The sequence below is a fragment of the Candidatus Bathyarchaeota archaeon genome (assembly GCA_026014735.1).
In the GTDB taxonomy this organism is placed as follows: domain Archaea; phylum Thermoproteota; class Bathyarchaeia; order Bathyarchaeales; family Bathycorpusculaceae; genus Bathycorpusculum.
On record JAOZHT010000001.1, the window covers coordinates 82812 to 100592 of the forward strand.

The window sequence follows — 17781 nt, forward strand, 5'->3', positions numbered from 1 at the left end:
CAACACCACAAAGCAGGGGGCTAATGGGTAAACTTGACAAAACACCAACCAAGTTTCCTTGTAAACAAAAGCGAATTCACCAAATTCCAAATCCTATTCGAAGTCATGCGCAACCAACCCCACATCAAACAAAAAGACATCAGCGACAAACTCGGCATAACCACCCAAGCAATGTCCATCTACTTCAAAAAACTAATCAAAACCGGCCTCCTAGAAGCCGGCAGCGAACGAGCCGACTACCACCTAACCCCCAAAGGCGTAGCCACAATCAAAGATGTCATATCAAAACTGGACGTCTACGTGAAAACAATAAAATCAGACCTCAAAGTCGAACACGCCTGGATAGCCCTAGCCACATGCACCGTGAAAGCCGGCGAACAAGTCGGCTTAATCTCCAAAGAAGGCATATTCTACACGGTGCCCCCAAGCAACCCTGACGTGGAAGCAATCGGAACCGCCATCTCCGATGCTGAGTCCGGCGAAGATTTAGGCTTAAAAAATCTCAATGGGCAGGTTAAGCTTAGGCAGGGCAGGATCCTTATCGTGAAGTTGCCCAGTATCCGCAAGGGCGGCTCAAAAGCGGCGGACATAGAAAAGATCCGGGCGTATTATGAGGAGTTTAAGCCGGATCGCGTGGGTGTTATGGGGGCTGTGGCGCGGGTGGTTGCCGGTAAGCTTGGGGTAAGGGTGGATTTTGAGTTCGGTATTAGTCATTCGTCTGCGGTTGCTGCTTATAGGGGGCTCGATGTTTTGGTGTTGGTTGTTGGGCGGATGGTTAATCGGGTGATTGGGGAGGTTGATTCTTTGAATATGCGTTTTGGCGGGAACATTATTTATGAAGTGAAGGATGCTCAGTTGGTTTAGGTTTGGTTTTGTCAATCAACTGTGTTCAACTTGTGATTAAATTTACTTAAACCAAGGTTTATTAGAAAAAGCTGGCTAATCCATCCAGCAAGGGACCGAGAAACCTTGCAAAAACAAACACACCAACCATCCAGCCAGCCAACCACCCACTCCCCACCTCCAAACAATAACCCAACCAGGAGGTGTAACTTTTGAAGAAAACCACAATGGCAATCGCAGCATTCATCATCGGAATCGTCCTAATCGCATCAACCTATGGCGCCTACACCCTCAACAGCCAACAACCCCCCACACCCAACACCTCACCCACACCAAACGACACAACTTCCCCCACAAGCCCCGCCTCCCCCACCGGCACCCCCAGCGCAACCACAAGCACCCCCACCAAAACAAGTACAAAAACTTCAACTTCAAGCTCCCAAACAAGTTCCAGTTCCAGTACCCCAACGCCTACTCCCGCCCCAACCAGCGTCACCGTAACAGACGGCGACAACAACACCATGACAATATCGCTTCCAGTCAAAAAAATCGCTGCTCTCGACGGCGGAATCGCGGAGATTTTGTGCGCTATGGGCGTGCAGAACCTGATTGTTGCCCGCACGGATAGCTGTACGATGCCGCCTTCGATTCTAAACGTTACTTCGTATGGCGAAAACGATTATGCTCCAAGCGTTGAGGGCCTCATCTCCCTTCACCCGGATGTGATCTTTGCAAGTTCAATGTTGCCCTATAACCCTACGTCTTACCAGCAACTCTTAGCGGCGGGTATACCTGTCTACATCGTTGACACAACCACTCCTGAACCGCTGAATCCTTCTCTGTTGACTAAAGCTGAACTCTACGCTTTGCCTACCGCAATAGACTTCACCTGTCAATTAATGCAGAAGTTCGTTCCCATAGTGGGGCATCAAGATAACGTAGATGCATACGTTACCTGGGCACAGAGCTACAACAAAATCGTCAAAGACCGCATCTACACCTTAGCATCAAGCCAACAAGTCAAAACCTACCTGGAATGGTACGGCTACGGCAGAACCTTCGTTACACAAAGCGTCTACCAAGCAGGCGGAACCAACATCGCCGAGAACCAAACCAACTTCTCGCCTGTCCTAAGCAGCGAATTCATCGTTGAACAGAACCCCTCCGCCATAATCGTGCTCATCGCCAGCAGCACCCACAACATAAACGACTTCATAGCAGCCAAAAACGATGTAACCTCTCGTCCGGCGCTCAAAAACATCGATGCAGTCAAGTACGATAGAGTTTACGTCTGTGACTTCTATGCCCGAAGCGGCGTCCGCAGCATCATAGGCTATCTCTACTGGGCAAAATGGCTTCAGCCAAGCCTCTTCTCTGACATAAACCCCGGCGCAGTGAATCAGGAGCTTAATCAAAAGTTCTTCGGAACAGCCATTCCAGGGACGTTTGCGTATCCATGACCACTAAAGCTGAACTCAAACAGCTCTACCATAAAGGTAAGAAGCGTAAGCTTCTTGCAATTTTCTCCGTTTTTTTAGCAGCAATAGCTACCGTTGTGGTTTCCATCAGCTTTGGAGCAGGCTCCCCTCGGCTGCCGGAAGCAATCCAAGTCATTTTTTCGCATTCCCTGCCTTTCCTTAACATCGACCCTGGCTCCGCGCTGGCACAAACCATAATCTGGGACATAAGGTTCCCCCGCATCGTTTTAGCCTTGGTGGCAGGTGCAGGACTCGCCGCCGCAGGCGTCACCATGCAGGGTATTCTGCGTAACCCGCTTGTTTCCTCTTATGTGCTGGGGATTTCTTCTGCCGCTGGGTTTGGCGCGGCGTTAGCTATCGTCTTCGGAATCGGCGTTGTATCCTACGTTGGCGGCTACCTAGTAATCGGTAACGCTTTTGTGTTCTGTTTAATCGCGATGTTAATCGTTTATTCGATTGCTCGACTGCGCGGCATGTCGAGTGAAACGGTGATTTTAGCCGGCGTCGCAGTTGGTTTTCTATTCTCTGCGCTTCTATCCCTTATCCAGTACATTTCCCCCGAGGACAAGGCGGTGAGCGCGATTGTTTTCTGGCTCTTGGGAGGGCTCTATTCGGCGACGTGGGAAAAAATCCTGATTTGCCTACCCATCGTCGGTGTAGCGGTGCTGTTGATGATGATGCAGTCCTGGAACATTAACATCATGAGCATGGGCGAAGACGTTGCTACAAGCCTCGGCGTCAACTCAAGGCGGGTTTTAACCATAAATATGCTGCTGGAGACGGTGGCCACCGCAAGCATAATTGCCTTCACGGGCGTAATCGGGTTTGTTGACTTGATTGCCCCCCATATAGCCCGTATGCTTTTAGGCAGTGACCACCGTTACCTTATTCCCTGCAGCGTCGGGGTGGGTGCTTTTATGCTGCTGGCTTCGGATACTGTTGCGCGTTTAATCATTATGCCTACTGAGTTGCCTGTGGGGATTATTACTTCGCTTTTGGGTGTGCCGTTTTTTATTTATTTGTTGGTGAGTAAGCGTCGGCGGAGTTTTAGGTGAGTTTTTTCTTTTTTAGTCAACTTTTTTTGTTCAACCGTTGATTAAAGTGACTTAAACTAAGGTTTATTAGTTTTTTATGGATAATCCATCCACGCAGGAAGCAAGCAAATGCACAACAAAACAGTCTACCCCTTCACCGCCATCGTCGGACAAGAAAAAATGAAAACAGCCCTCATCCTAAACGTCATCAACCCCAAAATCGGCGGAGTCCTCCTCCGCGGCGAAAAAGGCACAGGCAAATCCCTCACAGTCCGCGCTCTCGCTCAACTCCTGCCCCAAGCCGACGTGGTAGCCGACTGCGTCTTCCATTGTGATCCTACCCGCCCTAAAGATATGTGCGACGCATGCAGCGACAAAGCAGCCCAAGGAGAGAAACTCCCAACTGCAAAGCGTCCCGTATCCGTAGTCGAGCTACCCGTAGGCGCAACCGAAGACCGCCTAGTAGGAACCATAGACATCGAGAAAGCCATCAAAACAGGCCAAAAACGCTTCGAACCCGGCATCCTCGCCCAAGCCAACCGCAACATCCTCTACATAGACGAAGTGAACCTTCTCGACGACCACCTCGTCGATGTCCTGCTGGATGCGGCGGCGATGGGCGTGAATTTTGTGGAGCGCGAAGGCATCTCTTTCCATCACCCCGCCCAATTCGTTTTGGTGGGCACCATGAATCCCGAGGAAGGTGAATTGCGTCCCCAACTGCTCGATCGCTTCGCACTATCCGTGGAGATAAAAGGCATCCCCTATCGGGAAGCACGCGCGGAGATCGTGCGGCGCCGCATCGCTTTTGAAAACGACCCCCAAGGCTTCAATGATGCCCAAAGCAGCAGCCAAGAGGCGCTTCGCCAAAAAATCCTCTCCGCCGCTCAACTGCTGCCCAAGGTGCAGCTTGGCGAGGAAATGCTTGATTTAATCACTCAAATCTGCGTAGACTTCGCCGTAGACGGCCACCGCGCAGACATAACCATGTACAAAACCGCCTGTACCCTTGCGGCGTTCAAGGGCAGAACAATGGTGGCGGAAGAAGACATCACCGAAGCCGCCGAGTTGGTGCTGCCTCATCGCCACCGCCGCCAGCCCTTCGAAGAACCCAAACTTGAAGAGCAACAAATCCAGGAAAGCCTCCAAAAGTGGAATCAGAATAAACAACAACCGCAACAACAAACCTCTCCCCAGAATCCCCCTCCCCAAGATAGCCAAAACGATTCGCCCCCTGAGACTTCTGAGCAGGAGGATTCTGGGCGAGAGCAAATTTTTGAGGCAGACGCACCCTACGCGGTTAAGGCGCTTTCTACGCCTGTTCTGGATGAGTTTGAGCGTAGCGGCAGCGGCAGGCGCTCGAAGAGTTTAACCAGCAAAAAGAGCGGCAGATACGTTGCCAGCGCAGTCCCCAAGGGAAAAGTGGCTGATTTGGCGTTTGACGCGACTTTCCGCGCTGCAGCGCCGTTTCAGCTCCAGCGTAAACGTGAATTCGGCGAATGCGGAGGCTTATTGATTGAGCGGTCTGATTTACGCGAAAAAGTCCGCGAATGCAAAGTCGGCAATCTGATAATGTTTGTTGTTGACGCCAGTGGCTCCATGGCTGCGGAGGAGCGGATGACTGCCACTAAGGGCGCGGTGCTGTCTTTGCTGCTTGATGCGTATCAGCGCCGGGACCGAGTGGGCATGGTGGTTTTCCGTAGGGATACCGCCGAGCTTGTGCTGCCCCCAACCAACAGCGTTGAGTTAGCGCAGAGGTTTCTGACGGGGTTGCCAACGGGCGGACGCACCCCGATGGCCCACGGCTTATCACTGGGGCTTGACGCTATCCAAGATTACATGCGCCGAGACAAAGAAGCCATCCCCCTGTTAGCGTTGGTTTCTGACGGCCGCTCCAACGTCGCCCTCAACGGCGGCGACCCCGTGGCTGAGGCAAAGATGATTGCCCGCGAAATCGCCACCCGCGGCGTAAAAGCCCTTGCCATCGACACCGAACGCGGCTTCCTCACTTTTGGGCTGGTGAAGCAGATATGTGATGAAATGAACGGTCGCTATCTGCGTCTTGAGGAACTCAGCGCGTCCCCTATAGTGTCGGCTGTCCGCGAGGGTTTGCATGGTAATTCAGAAATTAAAAGCATGCCTTGCTGGAGGTGAAAACGTGAAGAAAATCACAATCGCTATCCTTGCAGTCGTGCTTATCGTTATTATCGCCGGTTCAACCTATGGCGTCTACACCCTTAACCAGGGCGCATCCGACAACGCTACCCCCGAAGGCAACGTGCTTACCATTGTAGACCCCAACGGGGACACCGTAAAAATCTCTCAGCCAGTGAAAACCGTTGTTTGCCTTGATGCAGTCGCAACCGAAATTGTCTGTGCCCTAGGATGCCAAAGCCGCATCATCGGGATAGATACAAGCTCAGATTTTCCCCCCTCCATCACCGCTGTGCCTAACGTAGGCGAATCTTACAGTCCAAGCGTCGAGAAGATACTTGAGATGCAGCCAGATTTGGTTCTTGGCGGCGCACCGATAAACTACTTCAACAACCAGACCTCAAAGCAGATTGAAGACGCCGGCATCCCCGTCTTTATCTGCGAAGCCATCAACCCCTCTTTGGATTCAACTGAATCCATGGTGGATGAAACCTGCGCGTTGGTGACGCAGCTAGGGCAAATCTTGCAGGTGGAAGATAACGCAACCCGCCTTGTTGATTACATGCAGGGCTACGAAAACCTCGTCGATGAGCGGCTAGCAAACCTTGCCGACAGCGAGAAACCCACGGTCTATTACGAATGGTACACTGACTGGCAAACCTCCCTTGTCCCCTCTATACCCCAAGCAGGCGGAATCAACATCGCTGAAAACGCAACCGAATACGCTCCTATCCTAAGCCCCGAATTTGTGACTCAAGCTAACCCCGACGTAATCATCCGCATGATAAGCAGCACAAAATATGAACTCGCAGATTTCACTGCTCAGCAGAACCAGCTTACCGGTCGAACCGCGCTTAAAGCCACCAGCGCCGTCAAAGAGGGCCACGTCTACATCTGTGACTACGCCATCACCGGCGGCATCGAAATGGTGGTTGGCTACGTTCAGTGGGCTAAGTGGCTGCATCCCGACCTGTTCAGCGACGTAAACCCCACAGCCATCCATCAGGAGCTGCTCGCTGAGTTCTTCCCAGGCGTCACCCTGCAAGGAGTCTACGCTTACCCATGACCTCAGCCCTCGAGCTTAAGCGGCTCTACAACAAGGGCAAGAGACGAAAAACTCTTGTCATCTTCTCCCTTTTTGCAGCATTGCTTCTAACTATGGTGTTTTCTATTAGTTTGGGGGCTGCTTCACCGGGTTTTGTTGAAGCGCTCCAAGTTATCTTCGGCAAACTTTTCCCATTCCTTGACCTTAAACCTCTTCCCCAAGTAACCCAAATCATCGTATTCGATCTGCGTCTGCCCCGCATTATCATGGCGATTTTGGCGGGTGCAGGTTTAGCGGCGGCGGGAGCCACCATGCAGGGCACTCTACGCAACCCCTTGGTGTCCTCCTATGTGCTGGGCATATCCTCGGCTGCTGGCTTTGGCGCTGCCTTGGCTATAGTGTTCGGCGTAGGTGTACTCTCGGTGTTCGGTGGGTACCTTGTGATACTTAACGCCTTCTTCTTCAGTGTAATCGCGATGTCGATTGTATATGCGATCGCTCGCCTACGTGGATTAACTTCGGAAACCGTGATATTGGTCGGCGTCGCCATCGGATTCCTCTTCTCCGCTATGCTGTCGCTGATTCAGTACATTGCCCCCGAGTATCAGGCGGTGAACGCTGTGGTTTTCTGGCTGATGGGCAGTCTCTCATCGGCAAGCTGGGAAAACATAATGATCGTTTTGCCCATAGTCCTGTTTACTATTGTTATGATGACTCAGCAGTCCTGGAACATCAACGTGCTCAGCATGGGCGAGGACGTCGCCACCAGTCTCGGCGTCAACTCCAAGCGTGTGCTATCAACCAACATGGTGCTCGAGACGCTGGCGACCGCCGCCATCATCGCATTCACCGGCGTCATCGGCTTTGTGGATTTGATTGCCCCCCATATGGCGCGGATGCTCATCGGCAACGACCACCGTTTCCTAATACCCTGCAGCGCCCTCGTCGGCGGCTTTCTGCTTCTGTGCTCAGATACGCTGGCGCGGCTGGTGATGGCACCAACCGAGTTACCCGTAGGCATCGTCACCTCGATGCTAGGTGTTCCATTCTTCATTTACATCATGATAAACCGAAAGAGGCGAAGTTTTAGATGAAACTAAGCATAAACAAACTATCCTTCAGCTACGCGGGATACGAGGTCCTTAAAGAAATTGAGTTAGAGCTAGGATTAGGCGAGATGCTGAGCATCGTGGGCCCCAACGGCTCAGGCAAAAGCACCCTGCTCAAATGCATAAACCGCATCCTTAAAACCAAACATAACACCGTGCTAATCGACGACAAAGACACCAGCACCTTAACCCTCAAGGAACTCGCCAAAGTCATGGGGTATGTTCCCCAGAACTCAACCAGCACCTTCCCCTTCACCGTCTTTGACGTTGTGCTTATGGGCCGTAAACCCTACATACACTGGAACATCGGTGAAAAAGACAACGAAATCGTCGCGGAGATGCTGGATTTCTTGGGCATCGGCCACTTGGCTATGCGGCACTTCGATGAGCTCAGCGGCGGCGAACAGCAGAAAGTCATCATTGCCCGGGCGTTGGCGCAGCAGCCGCAGCTTATGCTGCTTGATGAACCCACCAGTTCACTGGACATTAAGCATCAGCTTGAGATCCTCTGTATGCTTCGGGGGTTGGCTCGTAGCGGGGAACGCTCGGTGGTGGTGTCGATGCATGACCTTAACATGGCCAGCAACTTCAGCGACCGCATGGTTATGATTAAGAAGGGCAGCATATTCGCGGTGGGCACCCCTAAAGAGGTAATCACCGAAAAGAACATCGAGGCGGTCTACGGCATCAAAGCAAACGTAGCCCTCTCTGCGCATGGCAAACCCCAAATCACACCCATAGTAGCGGAGGAAAGCTACAGTTTCTATCCTAAACTAACCCAGATGGTCGAGGCAAAGCATCCATGACCAAAATCAAAGTAGCAATGGCAACAACCATCCCAACCGACGTCATCCCCGCCATCAACGCCGCTAACAAAATCAACCAGAAAAATCCGGGCGCCATCGAACTGCGGCTTCGCATGGGCGGCGACTACCGCGACTTCGGAGCCCTCGACGACTTCATCGCCTTCGCAAAAACCGCGCACATCGTTATCGTGCATCTGATGGGTGATTTGCCCGAGTTCGACCGGCTTGTGGAAGCCATAAAACCCGCCAAAGTGCCCCTCATGGTGTCCGCGCCCTTCTTCGGAGCCAAAAACCAAACCAAATACACCACAGTGGACGCTGAGGATAAACAAAAAATCTACTTCTACCTTAACTACGGCGGCATCCGCAACTTCGAAAACCTCATGTACTATTTGCTTAACCGCTTCACAGGCACCGATCACCCCGTAGAGGCTCCTGCTAAACCGCAGTGGGAAGGCATCTATCACCCCGACTTCGAGTCTCCGCCAACGCTGGAGGAGTATCTGGCAAAGAAAGTTGACCCCACCCGCATTACAGTGGGGCTGTGGTTTCACCAGAGCAGCTGGCAGGGCGGCACAACCGGCTACGTGGACGCGGTTATCCGCGAAATCGAATCTCAGGGCGCCAACGTGTTGCCCCTGTTTTTCAGCGGCTCCAAGAACCCTAAGCTGGGCATAAACGGCTTAGAGTGGATGGTGGACACTTATCTGCTAAAAGACGGCAAACCCCTGGTTGATGTGGTCATGAGCTTGTTCTCGTTTTCGTTTTCCACCTGCCTAGGCGGCTCCGAAGCAACGGGGGTGCTGCGGAAACTCGGGGTGCCCATCATCAAAGCCATAACTACCTGCAACACCTACACGGAGTGGCGTGACACCATGCAGGGACTCAACATCATGGATATCCCCGCCAACGTGGCTATGCCTGAATTCGACGGCGCCATAATCACCGTGCCCGTCGCCGCCATGGACTGCTGCCAAATCAACCCCTCCACCGGAACCCGCCTCATCAAATACGAACCCATACCGGAACGCACAAAAAAAGCAGTCAGCTTAACCATAAACTGGGGTAAACTGCGGCGGCTACCCAACGGCCAAAAGAAGGTGGCAATCATCTTCCACAATTATCCGCCCCGAAACGACACCATCGGTCACGCCTTCGGCTTGGATTCATCGGCTTCCGTGATGAACATTCTTGAGGGCTTAAAGCATCAGGGCTACAAGTTGGGGGAGTTGCCGCAGAGCAGCCAGGAACTCATGGACGCCATAATCGCGGGGTTAACTAATGATCGCCGCTGGGCAAGCCCCAAGGAACTCTACGAGCGTGCCCTGGACAAAATCCCCCTTGAGCAGTATGAGTCCTGGTATAGCGATTTAGCATCTGACGTCGCCGCCAAAATCGAGAAGGACTGGGGTAAACTCCCCGGTAAACTCTTCACCTACAACGGCAAGTTGCTGGTGGCGGGCTTAGTTAACGGCAACGTCTTTGTAGGAATGCAGCCTCCCCGCGGCTTTATGGAGGACTCCGTCAACATTTACCATAGCCCCGACATAGCTATGCCCTACCATTACCATGCCTACTACCGCTGGATATGCGACGACTTCGGCGCAAACGTGGTCCTGCATATTGGATGCCACGGGACACAGGAGTGGCTGCCCGGCAAATCCGTTGGGTTATCCCGCAGCTGCCAATCCGACATCACCATCGCCGACATGCCCAACATCTACCCCTACGTGCAAACCAACCCCGGCGAAGGCACCCAGGCCAAGCGGCGCGGCTACTGCTGCATCATCGAGCACCTTATGCCCGTCATGCACAACGCCGACTCATATGAGGAACTGGCTAAACTCGAGGTGCAGCTGCAGGAGTATTACCACGCCAAAACAGTTGACCAGCAGAAACTGCCGGTGCTGCGTAACCTGATTTGGGAGCTGGTGGTCGATGCCAAACTTGACAAGGACCTCTGCGTCACCCAGGACGCGGCTTTCGCCGGCTTCGACGAGTTTCTTGAGCAGCTTCACGCCTACATCAATGAGCTCTCGGACGCGCAGATCCGCGATGGACTCCACACGCTCGGGGAAGCTCCTAAAGATTCGCGTCTCGACGAGTTTTTAGTTACATTAACAAGGCTCAGCAACGGCGATGTGCCCTCGCTGCGGCAGTCGCTTGCGGAGTTGAAGGGCTACGACTTCGACGACCTGCTGGCGCACCGCGGCAAACTTGGCTTGGACGGCAAAACCAACGGCGACCGCCTAAACGAAATCGGCGCCCTCTCCCTGGAGCTTATCCAATGCTTCCACGCCGCTGACTTCAAAGAAGAAAAAATCCCTGAGGTCACCAAATCTGTTCTTGGCGTAGGCACCCCAAAAATCACCTGTGCCCTCCAATACGTCAGCGGCTTCCTCGCCCCCGCCCTCGCCCAAACCACCGACGAAGTAACCTACACGCTGCTTGGCTGCAGCGGCGGCTACGTGCCCCCCGGGCCCTCAGGCTCTATCACGCGGGGCATGGCTGATATCTTGCCCACTGGCAGAAACTTTTACTCCATTGATCCCCGCGCGGTGCCCTCCGCGGCGGCATGGGAAGTCGGCGTCTCCTTAGCCAACGTGCTGCTGGAGCGGTACCTCAAAGAGGAAGGCAAATACCCTGAATCCGTGGGCATCGTAATCTGGGCAACCGACACCATGAAAACCAAGGGCGACGACGTAGCTGAAATCCTCTACTTGCTCGGCGTCAAGCCCATCTGGGAGCGGTCCAGCGGCAGAGTAATCGGCATCCAAGCTATCCCGCTTGGCGAGTTGGGGCGTCCCCGCATCGATGTCACCATGCGCATAAGCGGTATGTTCCGCGACAGCTTCCCCGTCGTTGTTAACCTCCTTGACCAAGCCATTGAACTCGTGGCTGCATTAAATGAGCCGCATAGCCAAAACTATGTGGCAAAGCATGTGGAGACAGAGGTAGCTGAGGAAACCGCCAAAGGCACAAACCCGGCGAAGGCCCGCGAGGAAGCCTGCTACCGCATCTTCGGCGATCGCCCAGGTGCATATGGCTGCGGCGTCAGCGAAGCCATCGACTCCAAAAACTGGAAAACCCAGCAGGACCTCAGCGACATCTACATCAGCTGGGGCAGCTACGCCTACACCCGCAAAACCTACGGGTGCCAGGTGCCCGAGCAGTTCAAGCGGTGCCTACGCAAAATCAACGTCACCGTCAAAAACCAGGATAGCCGCGAATACGACATCCTCGACGGCGACGACTGGTACGACGCCCACGGCGGCATGATAAACGCTGTGAAAGTCGTCGGCGGCAAAGCCCCCCGCTCGTACTGCGGCGACAGCAGCGACCCCAAACGCGTTAAAGTCCGAAGCACACAGGAGGAAACCTGCCATGTCTTCCGCAGCCGCCTGCTTAACCCAAAATACATAGAGGGCATGAAACGCCACGGCTACCAGGGCGCGGCGGATTTGTCGCGGACTATGGATACGGTGCTTGGCTGGGACGCCACCGTGGAGGCTGTGGAGGATTGGATGTGGGAGGGGCTTGCTCAGAAGTACGTTTTGGATAAGGCTATGCAGGAATGGCTAAAAGACGTAAATCCTTATGCCTTACAGAATATGGTGGAGCGCCTCCTTGAAGCGGTGGAGCGAAACATCTGGTGGGCCTCTGAGGAGATGAAAAAGCAGCTTCAGCAGCTCTACCTCGAAATCGAGGGGCTACTGGAGGGCGCCGCAGAGAAAGGGAACGGTAACACAAAAACTGGAGAGAGAAGAAAATGAAAAACGCAGATACAATAGTTAGAGAGCAGAAACTAAACATCCACCTCGACGGGGTAGAGGCAAAAGTAATCTGGCACAAATACGACGGTGTACCCCTGAACACAACGCTGGTTTCGTTTGGCCAAAACCGCAGAGTGCTCTCCACCATCGACGGACTCAAGCATGTCCCCTACATAGGTAACGTGTATGTTCCCGGGGAATTATCCAGTAGCCACATGACGCTTCAGAGCTACGCTAAATTCCAAAAGCGTTTACCTGCAACTCTTGGCATCCGCCGCGCAGACCTCACCTTTGTAAGCACAGCCGTCAACATGGAGAAAGTAGCTGTCTGCGAAAAATCCTACGGCGACTTCAAAGTCTGCATAATCGCAACCGGCGGCGCCAAAAACAACGCGCTACGCATGGGCGTGGACAGAGGCGACTGGGTAGAAACCAAAACGGAGTTCCAAAGCGCCCAAGGCACCATAAACATGCTGCTCCTAACAAACGTCACCTTATCAGTCGGCGCCATGGCACGCGCCATAATGACTGCCACCGAAGGCAAAACCGCGGCGCTGGAGGATTTGCATTACAAGAGCACACCTTCCCCTAAGCTGCAAGCCACCGGCACCGGAACCGACAGCATGATAGTTGCCTCGGCTAACAACCCCGGCCTCAAAATCTATCATACCGGCGGACACACAAAGATGGGTGAGCTAATTGGGTTCTGCGCAAAAGAGGCGGTGACCTTGGCGCTGCGGCGGTTCGATAACGATGAGCCGGGGGAAATCAGTTGAAGGGCTTCATCTACACCGAGAATTTAACCAAGAACTACGGCGACACAAAAGCCATAAACGGCCTAGATTTGCAGGTACGCAGCGGAGAAATCTTTGGTTTTCTTGGCCCCAACGGCGCAGGCAAAACCACCACAATCCGCGTCTTAACCACCCTAACGCGGCCCACCTCAGGGTTCGCCTCGGTTGACGGGTTCGACGTGGTAACTGAGCCTGGAAAAGTCAAGAAGGTTATCGGCGTGGTTCAGCAGCACCTGACTCTGGACCGGGACCTGTCGGTTCGGGAAAACATGGAGTTCCACGCCCGCATCCACGGCTTAGATTCCTCTAAACGCAAAGCCCGCATCGCAGAGCTGCTCGAGTATGTTGAACTCACTGAATACGCCGATAAAATGGTAGACACCCTCTCGGGCGGCATGAAAAAGAAAGCCGCAATCGTCTGCAGCCTGCTACATGAGCCCAAGCTGCTGTTTCTCGACGAACCCACGGTGGGGCTGGATGCTCAGGCGCGGCGCCGCATGTGGGATTTAATGCGGAGGCTAAACAGCGACGGCACCACCATATTCCTCACCACACACTACATCGAGGAAGCCGAGGTTCTCTGCCACCGCGTCGGCATAATGCATCATGGCCGATTAATCGCTGTGGGTCAACCCGCTGAGCTTTGCCAAAAGCTAGGTTCAGTTGTGGTGGAAACCCTCAACACCGGAAAAGAAACCAGCTACGAATTCTTCGCTGACCGCGAAGCAGCAAACCGCCATATCCAAAACCTCTCCTCCGCCTCGAGAGTTATCATTCGAGAGTCTAACCTTGAAGATGTCTTTATCGAGCAGACTGGCGAGAAGGTGGGTGACAGCTAATGGCAAAAGCCCTAAATGACATCTACGCGGTTCTCTGGGTGGACCTGCGCAATATGCGGCGACACTGGAAATCCACTGTTGCCACGAGTTTGATTTTGCCCCTGCTGTACCTTGTGGCTTTCGGCTACGGTTTAGGCCGCGGCATAGACGTTGACGGCGTTAACTACCTTGCCTTTGTAGTTCCCGGCATCGTGGCGTTAACTGCGTTTTCAACCAGCTTCAGCGGCGCCGCCTCTAAGTTGCAGGTTGACAAGTTTTTCTACAAGAGCTTTGATGAGCTTTTGATGTCGCCGGTAAGTTTGCAGTCAATCATAGTTGGGAAAGCCTTGATTGGGGTGCTGCGGGGCCTGATTAGTTCCGTCGCTATCTTAGCCGTCGGCTTTCTGCTTGCTCCCACCTTGATAATCAGTCCGCTTATGCTATCTATGCTGCTGCTGTCCTGCTTTGTGTTTGCTCTATTCGGCGTTTTGATTGCGTTGGTAGTCAATACCCATCAGGGCATGAGCACATTTAGCAACCTGGTAATTCTGCCCATGACGTTTCTCTGCGGAACCTTCTTCTCACTCAGCCAACTGCCCGACGCCGCCAAAGCCGTCCTCTACTTCTTGCCCCTAACCCACTCCAGCCAACTCCTACGCGCAACCGCTCTCGACACACCGTTTCCCTGGCTGTCTTTAGCTGGCCTCTGCATTTTTGGAGCAGTCTTCTTTGGGGCAAGTGTGCTAGCGCTAAAAAAATCTAGCGTATAGCCCCCATTTTTGTTTTGAGGTGATTTGTTTGGCCCAGGGTTTTGATGCAGAACTGTTCGCGCGGTGTGGAATCAATTGTCGCACCTGCGTGGGCTTTTTTGGCTACACGCTGGATGGGAAGCGGCAAGCTCCCTGTGGCGGCTGCCCCACACGGCAGGCAACCTGCAGTTTTTTCAAGAAATACTGTGTGAACCCCAATCGAGAGAAATTCGACTACTGCTACCAGTGCCTACTGTTTCCCTGTGCTGAACTCCAAAAAATCGATCAATACTATAGCGGAAAATACGGCGTCAGCCTAATCGAAGCGTTTGAGCACATCCGATCCCGCGGCATGCAAGATTACCTGCAGAGTGAGCGGCAGAAATGGACTTGCCCGGTTTGTGGCGGAGTTATTTGTGCGCAAACCAAGCGATGCTACAGCTGCCATCCGTAGTTAGGCGTTTTCCTCCATAACCCTACGATAGGCCGGCAAAATGTCAACTTATAGTCGGCTTTATTGTGAGTTGACCGAGCGTTTTGTAGTGTATGTTTGTGTTTTAGCACTACCACATAGGTTTAAACTACTTGCATCTCCTCTAAAAACGGAGGAAAACATTTTGTCAACAACTACTGTACCATGGCGTGATACTATAAAGAAAGAAGCACGCGGAGTAAACGATCTTGACCTAGGAGAAGTGCAGGAGACAGGAACCTACTATGTGCATACGCAGCGAGGAATCGGAAGCAAAACGCAGTTCTATATCCCCAAAAGGATGTTCAGAAACTACGATGGACACACCGTTCATTTTGACATAGCTGAAAATGATGCTAACCAATTCGTTGGGAACAAATTCCCCTCGGACGAAGAATACCGAGCCAAATACGAGAGGCCAACGATGGAGAAGCCGATGGGGCCGAGCAATGCAGAGTACAATGACATGGAACGGATTCCAATCATGACTGAACGCATAGAGGTGTCAAAGCATATGCACACCGACGAAGTCACCATTACCAAAACCCCCTATATGGAGACACGTACGATGGATGTCCCGGTGATGCATGAAGAGATTAGAATCGAAGAAGCCAGGCCTGCAAGCGGCACTAAAGTTCCCGAGGTCCGAAGGGACCTCAACGAGGAAACCATCAAGATTCCCGTAAGGCATGAGGATGTTGATGTCAGACGAACACCTGAGGTCAAGGAGGAACTGGTTATTCACCGAACCCCCGTCACTGAGACCCGCCGTATCAGCGAGGATGTCCGAAGCGAAAGATTCGAGGTTACCGACAAAACCAAGGCTACGCTTGAAGAAGAAAAAAAGAAGCACTCTGTAGCGTAAAACATGAATCTGGAACAGGCACGCTGTGCTTCCCATTTTTTTAGTAACAGCCAACTAATTTTTAACCAAACAAACATGCTCATCTAAGGTGATCCAAAAATGGTTTTGCTTGTTTTCCAAAAGCTTTACCCCACAACCTAGCCGACGACCAATTAGGACAGTAACTGACTTAGCGGCTTTTTATAAGGGGAGGGAGGTAGTGGTGGAGCAGTTGATGTCGCTTCTATGTTGCTATAAATAGAGGGGGGGTAGGTGTGTGTGAGCAACAGAGTCCCCTTTGCAGCGGTTACTTTTTTAGCTCATCCAACTTGGAGACGGCAAACGGAACCAGCATCTCCTCCTCGCAGAGGCCGCCATGCTGCCCCATAAACGTAATCCTCGTAGTGAACTGCTCAAACCAAACCGTCTCGCCGCCGCAGGGCAAAATAAGCAGGTTCCCGGCGCGATCCAAAAAGTCCTGGCTTGCCGCGCCAACCCCAAACAAGCCCTCCTCCACTGCCTGCGCTGTCTCCACGATTTCCGCGCGGTCGCCGAGCTGTGTCATCAGCCACGCTTTGGTTTCCTGCAGCTTATCCTCTTTTATGTGTAGGAAAATTTCGCGTGGGCCGCCTGTGGGCATGATGGGTTTTCCGTTGCTGCCACGCTGCAGGTTCATCATGGTTTTTGGCTGTAGGTTAAGGTAGATGGTTCGGTTGGGGTTCGATTCGATTCCGCCGTGGTCTGCAGTTAGAAGCAGCAGCGTCTCTTTTGCTGTTGATGAATCCAGCTTCTCCACCAGTTCCCTTTGCAGCAGATAAGTGATCGTTGCCAACTCGGCTTGGTACTCTATGCTTTGGGGTCCATACTGATGCGAAATCGTGTCTAACGTGTCAAGGTGAACAAAAAAGTAGGCGTTACCCGAGGTTTCCTCCAGGTTCTTCCGGAGCCGAACAATCGTGTCGGAGGTTTTCAGCGAAGGCACCATGGTGCTGCCCTTGAAAATCAGTTTTGAGCATGCGTTAGAGCTGTTTGCCGCCTGCATATGCGCAAAGCTGCTGACGCCCCAGCTGCTTAGGGTCTGATGGATGCTTTTTCCATTAAACATTAAGCTGGGGTCAAAGCCCTCGTCGATGAGCTTTCGGTTTCCGCCGCCGATGCGCTCAAACTGCAAGGCGTTGATGAGCCCGATGTTTTTTAGGTAAATAAAATACTCGAGCATTCCATGCTGCTGCGGCGTTAACCCCGTGTTTAGGGTTGTTAGGGCATTGGTGGTTTGGGAGGGAAACACGCTGGTTAACGGGGAAACCTCGCCTGCCTCTGTGAGGCCTTTGAGGAAGGGGTTTTGTTTGTGGTGGTTTATGAATTGGTCAAATCCGAAGCCGTCAACAACCAGTAGCACGACTTTGTTTGCTTTTTCAGCATCAACTGTGCCTTGGCAATCCGCTAGGAGGTTGGGTGCTGAGTTTTTTATGTGGAAGTGCGAAAGGATGGTGTTTGGGATGTTTGAGATGCAGGCTCTTTCGTATTGGGGGTAGATGAAGTTGGTGTCGGGGTTTTTTGGTGTGGCGAGTTTTTGGACTAGCATTTGAGTGCCTGCTGTTTTGTTTTGGTTCTGCTGTTTTGTGTGTGGGATGGGATATAAAGTTTGGTTTATTTTGTTTAACTGTGGGTTTAGCGGTGGCCGAATAACATAATCAACCTATGATTAATTTAAGTTAAACCAAAGTTTATATCGTATGCTGGCTTAACCATACCAGTCAACCGCTTTGCACACAACAAAGCCTGACTGAATCTGAAAACCAAACACAGATTCAAACCGCCACCATAGATAAAAAAAAGCCGAAGCTCTGCCGTAGGGGACC

General features: G+C 52.6%; 14 protein-coding genes. 13 read left to right on the forward strand and 1 reads right to left on the reverse strand.

The features are described from left to right. Nucleotides 1-33: 33 nt before the first annotated feature. The 13 genes from NWE93_00340 to NWE93_00400 all read left to right on the forward strand — a co-directional run bounded on the left by NWE93_00340 (nt 34) and on the right by NWE93_00400 (nt 15940). A complete protein-coding gene (locus NWE93_00340; protein MCW3998670.1) occupies nt 34-864 on the forward strand; it encodes a winged helix-turn-helix transcriptional regulator in 831 nt (276 codons plus the stop codon). Between the two features lie 191 nt (nt 865-1055). Then, nucleotides 1056-2303 (forward strand): ABC transporter substrate-binding protein, encoded by a 1248-nt coding sequence (locus NWE93_00345; protein MCW3998671.1) that lies wholly within the window; start codon nt 1056-1058, stop codon nt 2301-2303. Then, nucleotides 2300-3376 carry an iron ABC transporter permease gene (locus tag NWE93_00350; protein ID MCW3998672.1) on the forward strand — a complete coding sequence of 359 codons (1077 nt, stop codon included), beginning with the start codon at nt 2300-2302 and terminating at the stop codon, nt 3374-3376. The genes NWE93_00345 and NWE93_00350 overlap by 4 nt, the downstream gene beginning before the upstream one ends. A gap of 108 nt (nt 3377-3484) precedes the next feature. Then, nucleotides 3485-5509, forward strand: a complete 2025-nt coding sequence (locus NWE93_00355; protein MCW3998673.1) for a putative cobaltochelatase — start codon at nt 3485-3487, stop codon at nt 5507-5509. Between the two features lie 4 nt (nt 5510-5513). After that, entirely contained in the window at nt 5514-6575 is a 1062-nt protein-coding gene (locus NWE93_00360; GenBank protein ID MCW3998674.1) for an ABC transporter substrate-binding protein, read from the forward strand. Continuing rightward, nucleotides 6572-7648: an iron ABC transporter permease gene (locus NWE93_00365; GenBank protein ID MCW3998675.1), complete on the forward strand. Its 1077-nt coding sequence runs from the start codon at nt 6572-6574 to the stop codon at nt 7646-7648. The genes NWE93_00360 and NWE93_00365 overlap by 4 nt, the downstream gene beginning before the upstream one ends. After that, nucleotides 7645-8469 (forward strand): ABC transporter ATP-binding protein, encoded by an 825-nt coding sequence (locus NWE93_00370; GenBank protein MCW3998676.1) that lies wholly within the window; start codon nt 7645-7647, stop codon nt 8467-8469. Before NWE93_00365 ends, NWE93_00370 begins: the two co-directional genes overlap by 4 nt. After that, nucleotides 8466-12242 (forward strand): cobaltochelatase subunit CobN, encoded by a 3777-nt coding sequence (cobN, locus tag NWE93_00375; GenBank protein MCW3998677.1) that lies wholly within the window; start codon nt 8466-8468, stop codon nt 12240-12242. The genes NWE93_00370 and cobN overlap by 4 nt, the downstream gene beginning before the upstream one ends. Continuing rightward, entirely contained in the window at nt 12239-13018 is a 780-nt protein-coding gene (locus NWE93_00380) for an adenosylcobinamide amidohydrolase (protein MCW3998678.1), read from the forward strand. Before cobN ends, NWE93_00380 begins: the two co-directional genes overlap by 4 nt. Further along, nucleotides 13015-13875: an ATP-binding cassette domain-containing protein gene (locus tag NWE93_00385; GenBank protein ID MCW3998679.1), complete on the forward strand. Its 861-nt coding sequence runs from the start codon at nt 13015-13017 to the stop codon at nt 13873-13875. The genes NWE93_00380 and NWE93_00385 overlap by 4 nt, the downstream gene beginning before the upstream one ends. Continuing rightward, a complete protein-coding gene (locus tag NWE93_00390; protein ID MCW3998680.1) occupies nt 13875-14624 on the forward strand; it encodes an ABC transporter permease in 750 nt (249 codons plus the stop codon). Before NWE93_00385 ends, NWE93_00390 begins: the two co-directional genes overlap by 1 nt. Before the next feature lie 28 nt (nt 14625-14652). Next, the gene (locus NWE93_00395) at nt 14653-15057 is read left to right on the forward strand and encodes a DUF3795 domain-containing protein (protein MCW3998681.1); all 405 of its coding nucleotides are present in this window, start codon (nt 14653-14655) and stop codon (nt 15055-15057) included. Between the two features lie 163 nt (nt 15058-15220). Next, nucleotides 15221-15940, forward strand: a complete 720-nt coding sequence (locus NWE93_00400; protein MCW3998682.1) for a YsnF/AvaK domain-containing protein — start codon at nt 15221-15223, stop codon at nt 15938-15940. Between the two features lie 286 nt (nt 15941-16226). Here the strand turns inward: NWE93_00400 and NWE93_00405 are convergent, their stop codons facing one another. Further along, the gene (locus NWE93_00405; GenBank protein MCW3998683.1) at nt 16227-17504 is read right to left on the reverse strand and encodes an alkaline phosphatase family protein; all 1278 of its coding nucleotides are present in this window, start codon (nt 17502-17504) and stop codon (nt 16227-16229) included. Nucleotides 17505-17781: the final 277 nt, after the last annotated feature.

Excerpts from the sequence above, each read along its gene's own strand:
- NWE93_00350 (MCW3998672.1), top strand. The coding sequence starts at position 2,300 with ATGACCACTAAAGCTGAACTCAAACAGCTCTACCATAAAGGTAAGAAG.
- NWE93_00355 (MCW3998673.1), top strand. The coding sequence starts at position 3,485 with ATGCACAACAAAACAGTCTACCCCTTCACCGCCATCGTCGGACAAGAA.
- NWE93_00365 (MCW3998675.1), top strand. The coding sequence starts at position 6,572 with ATGACCTCAGCCCTCGAGCTTAAGCGGCTCTACAACAAGGGCAAGAGA.
- NWE93_00370 (MCW3998676.1), top strand. The coding sequence starts at position 7,645 with ATGAAACTAAGCATAAACAAACTATCCTTCAGCTACGCGGGATACGAG.
- cobN (MCW3998677.1), top strand. The coding sequence starts at position 8,466 with ATGACCAAAATCAAAGTAGCAATGGCAACAACCATCCCAACCGACGTC.
- NWE93_00380 (MCW3998678.1), top strand. The coding sequence starts at position 12,239 with ATGAAAAACGCAGATACAATAGTTAGAGAGCAGAAACTAAACATCCAC.
- NWE93_00390 (MCW3998680.1), top strand. The coding sequence starts at position 13,875 with ATGGCAAAAGCCCTAAATGACATCTACGCGGTTCTCTGGGTGGACCTG.
- NWE93_00405 (MCW3998683.1), bottom strand. The coding sequence starts at position 17,504 with ATGCTAGTCCAAAAACTCGCCACACCAAAAAACCCCGACACCAACTTC.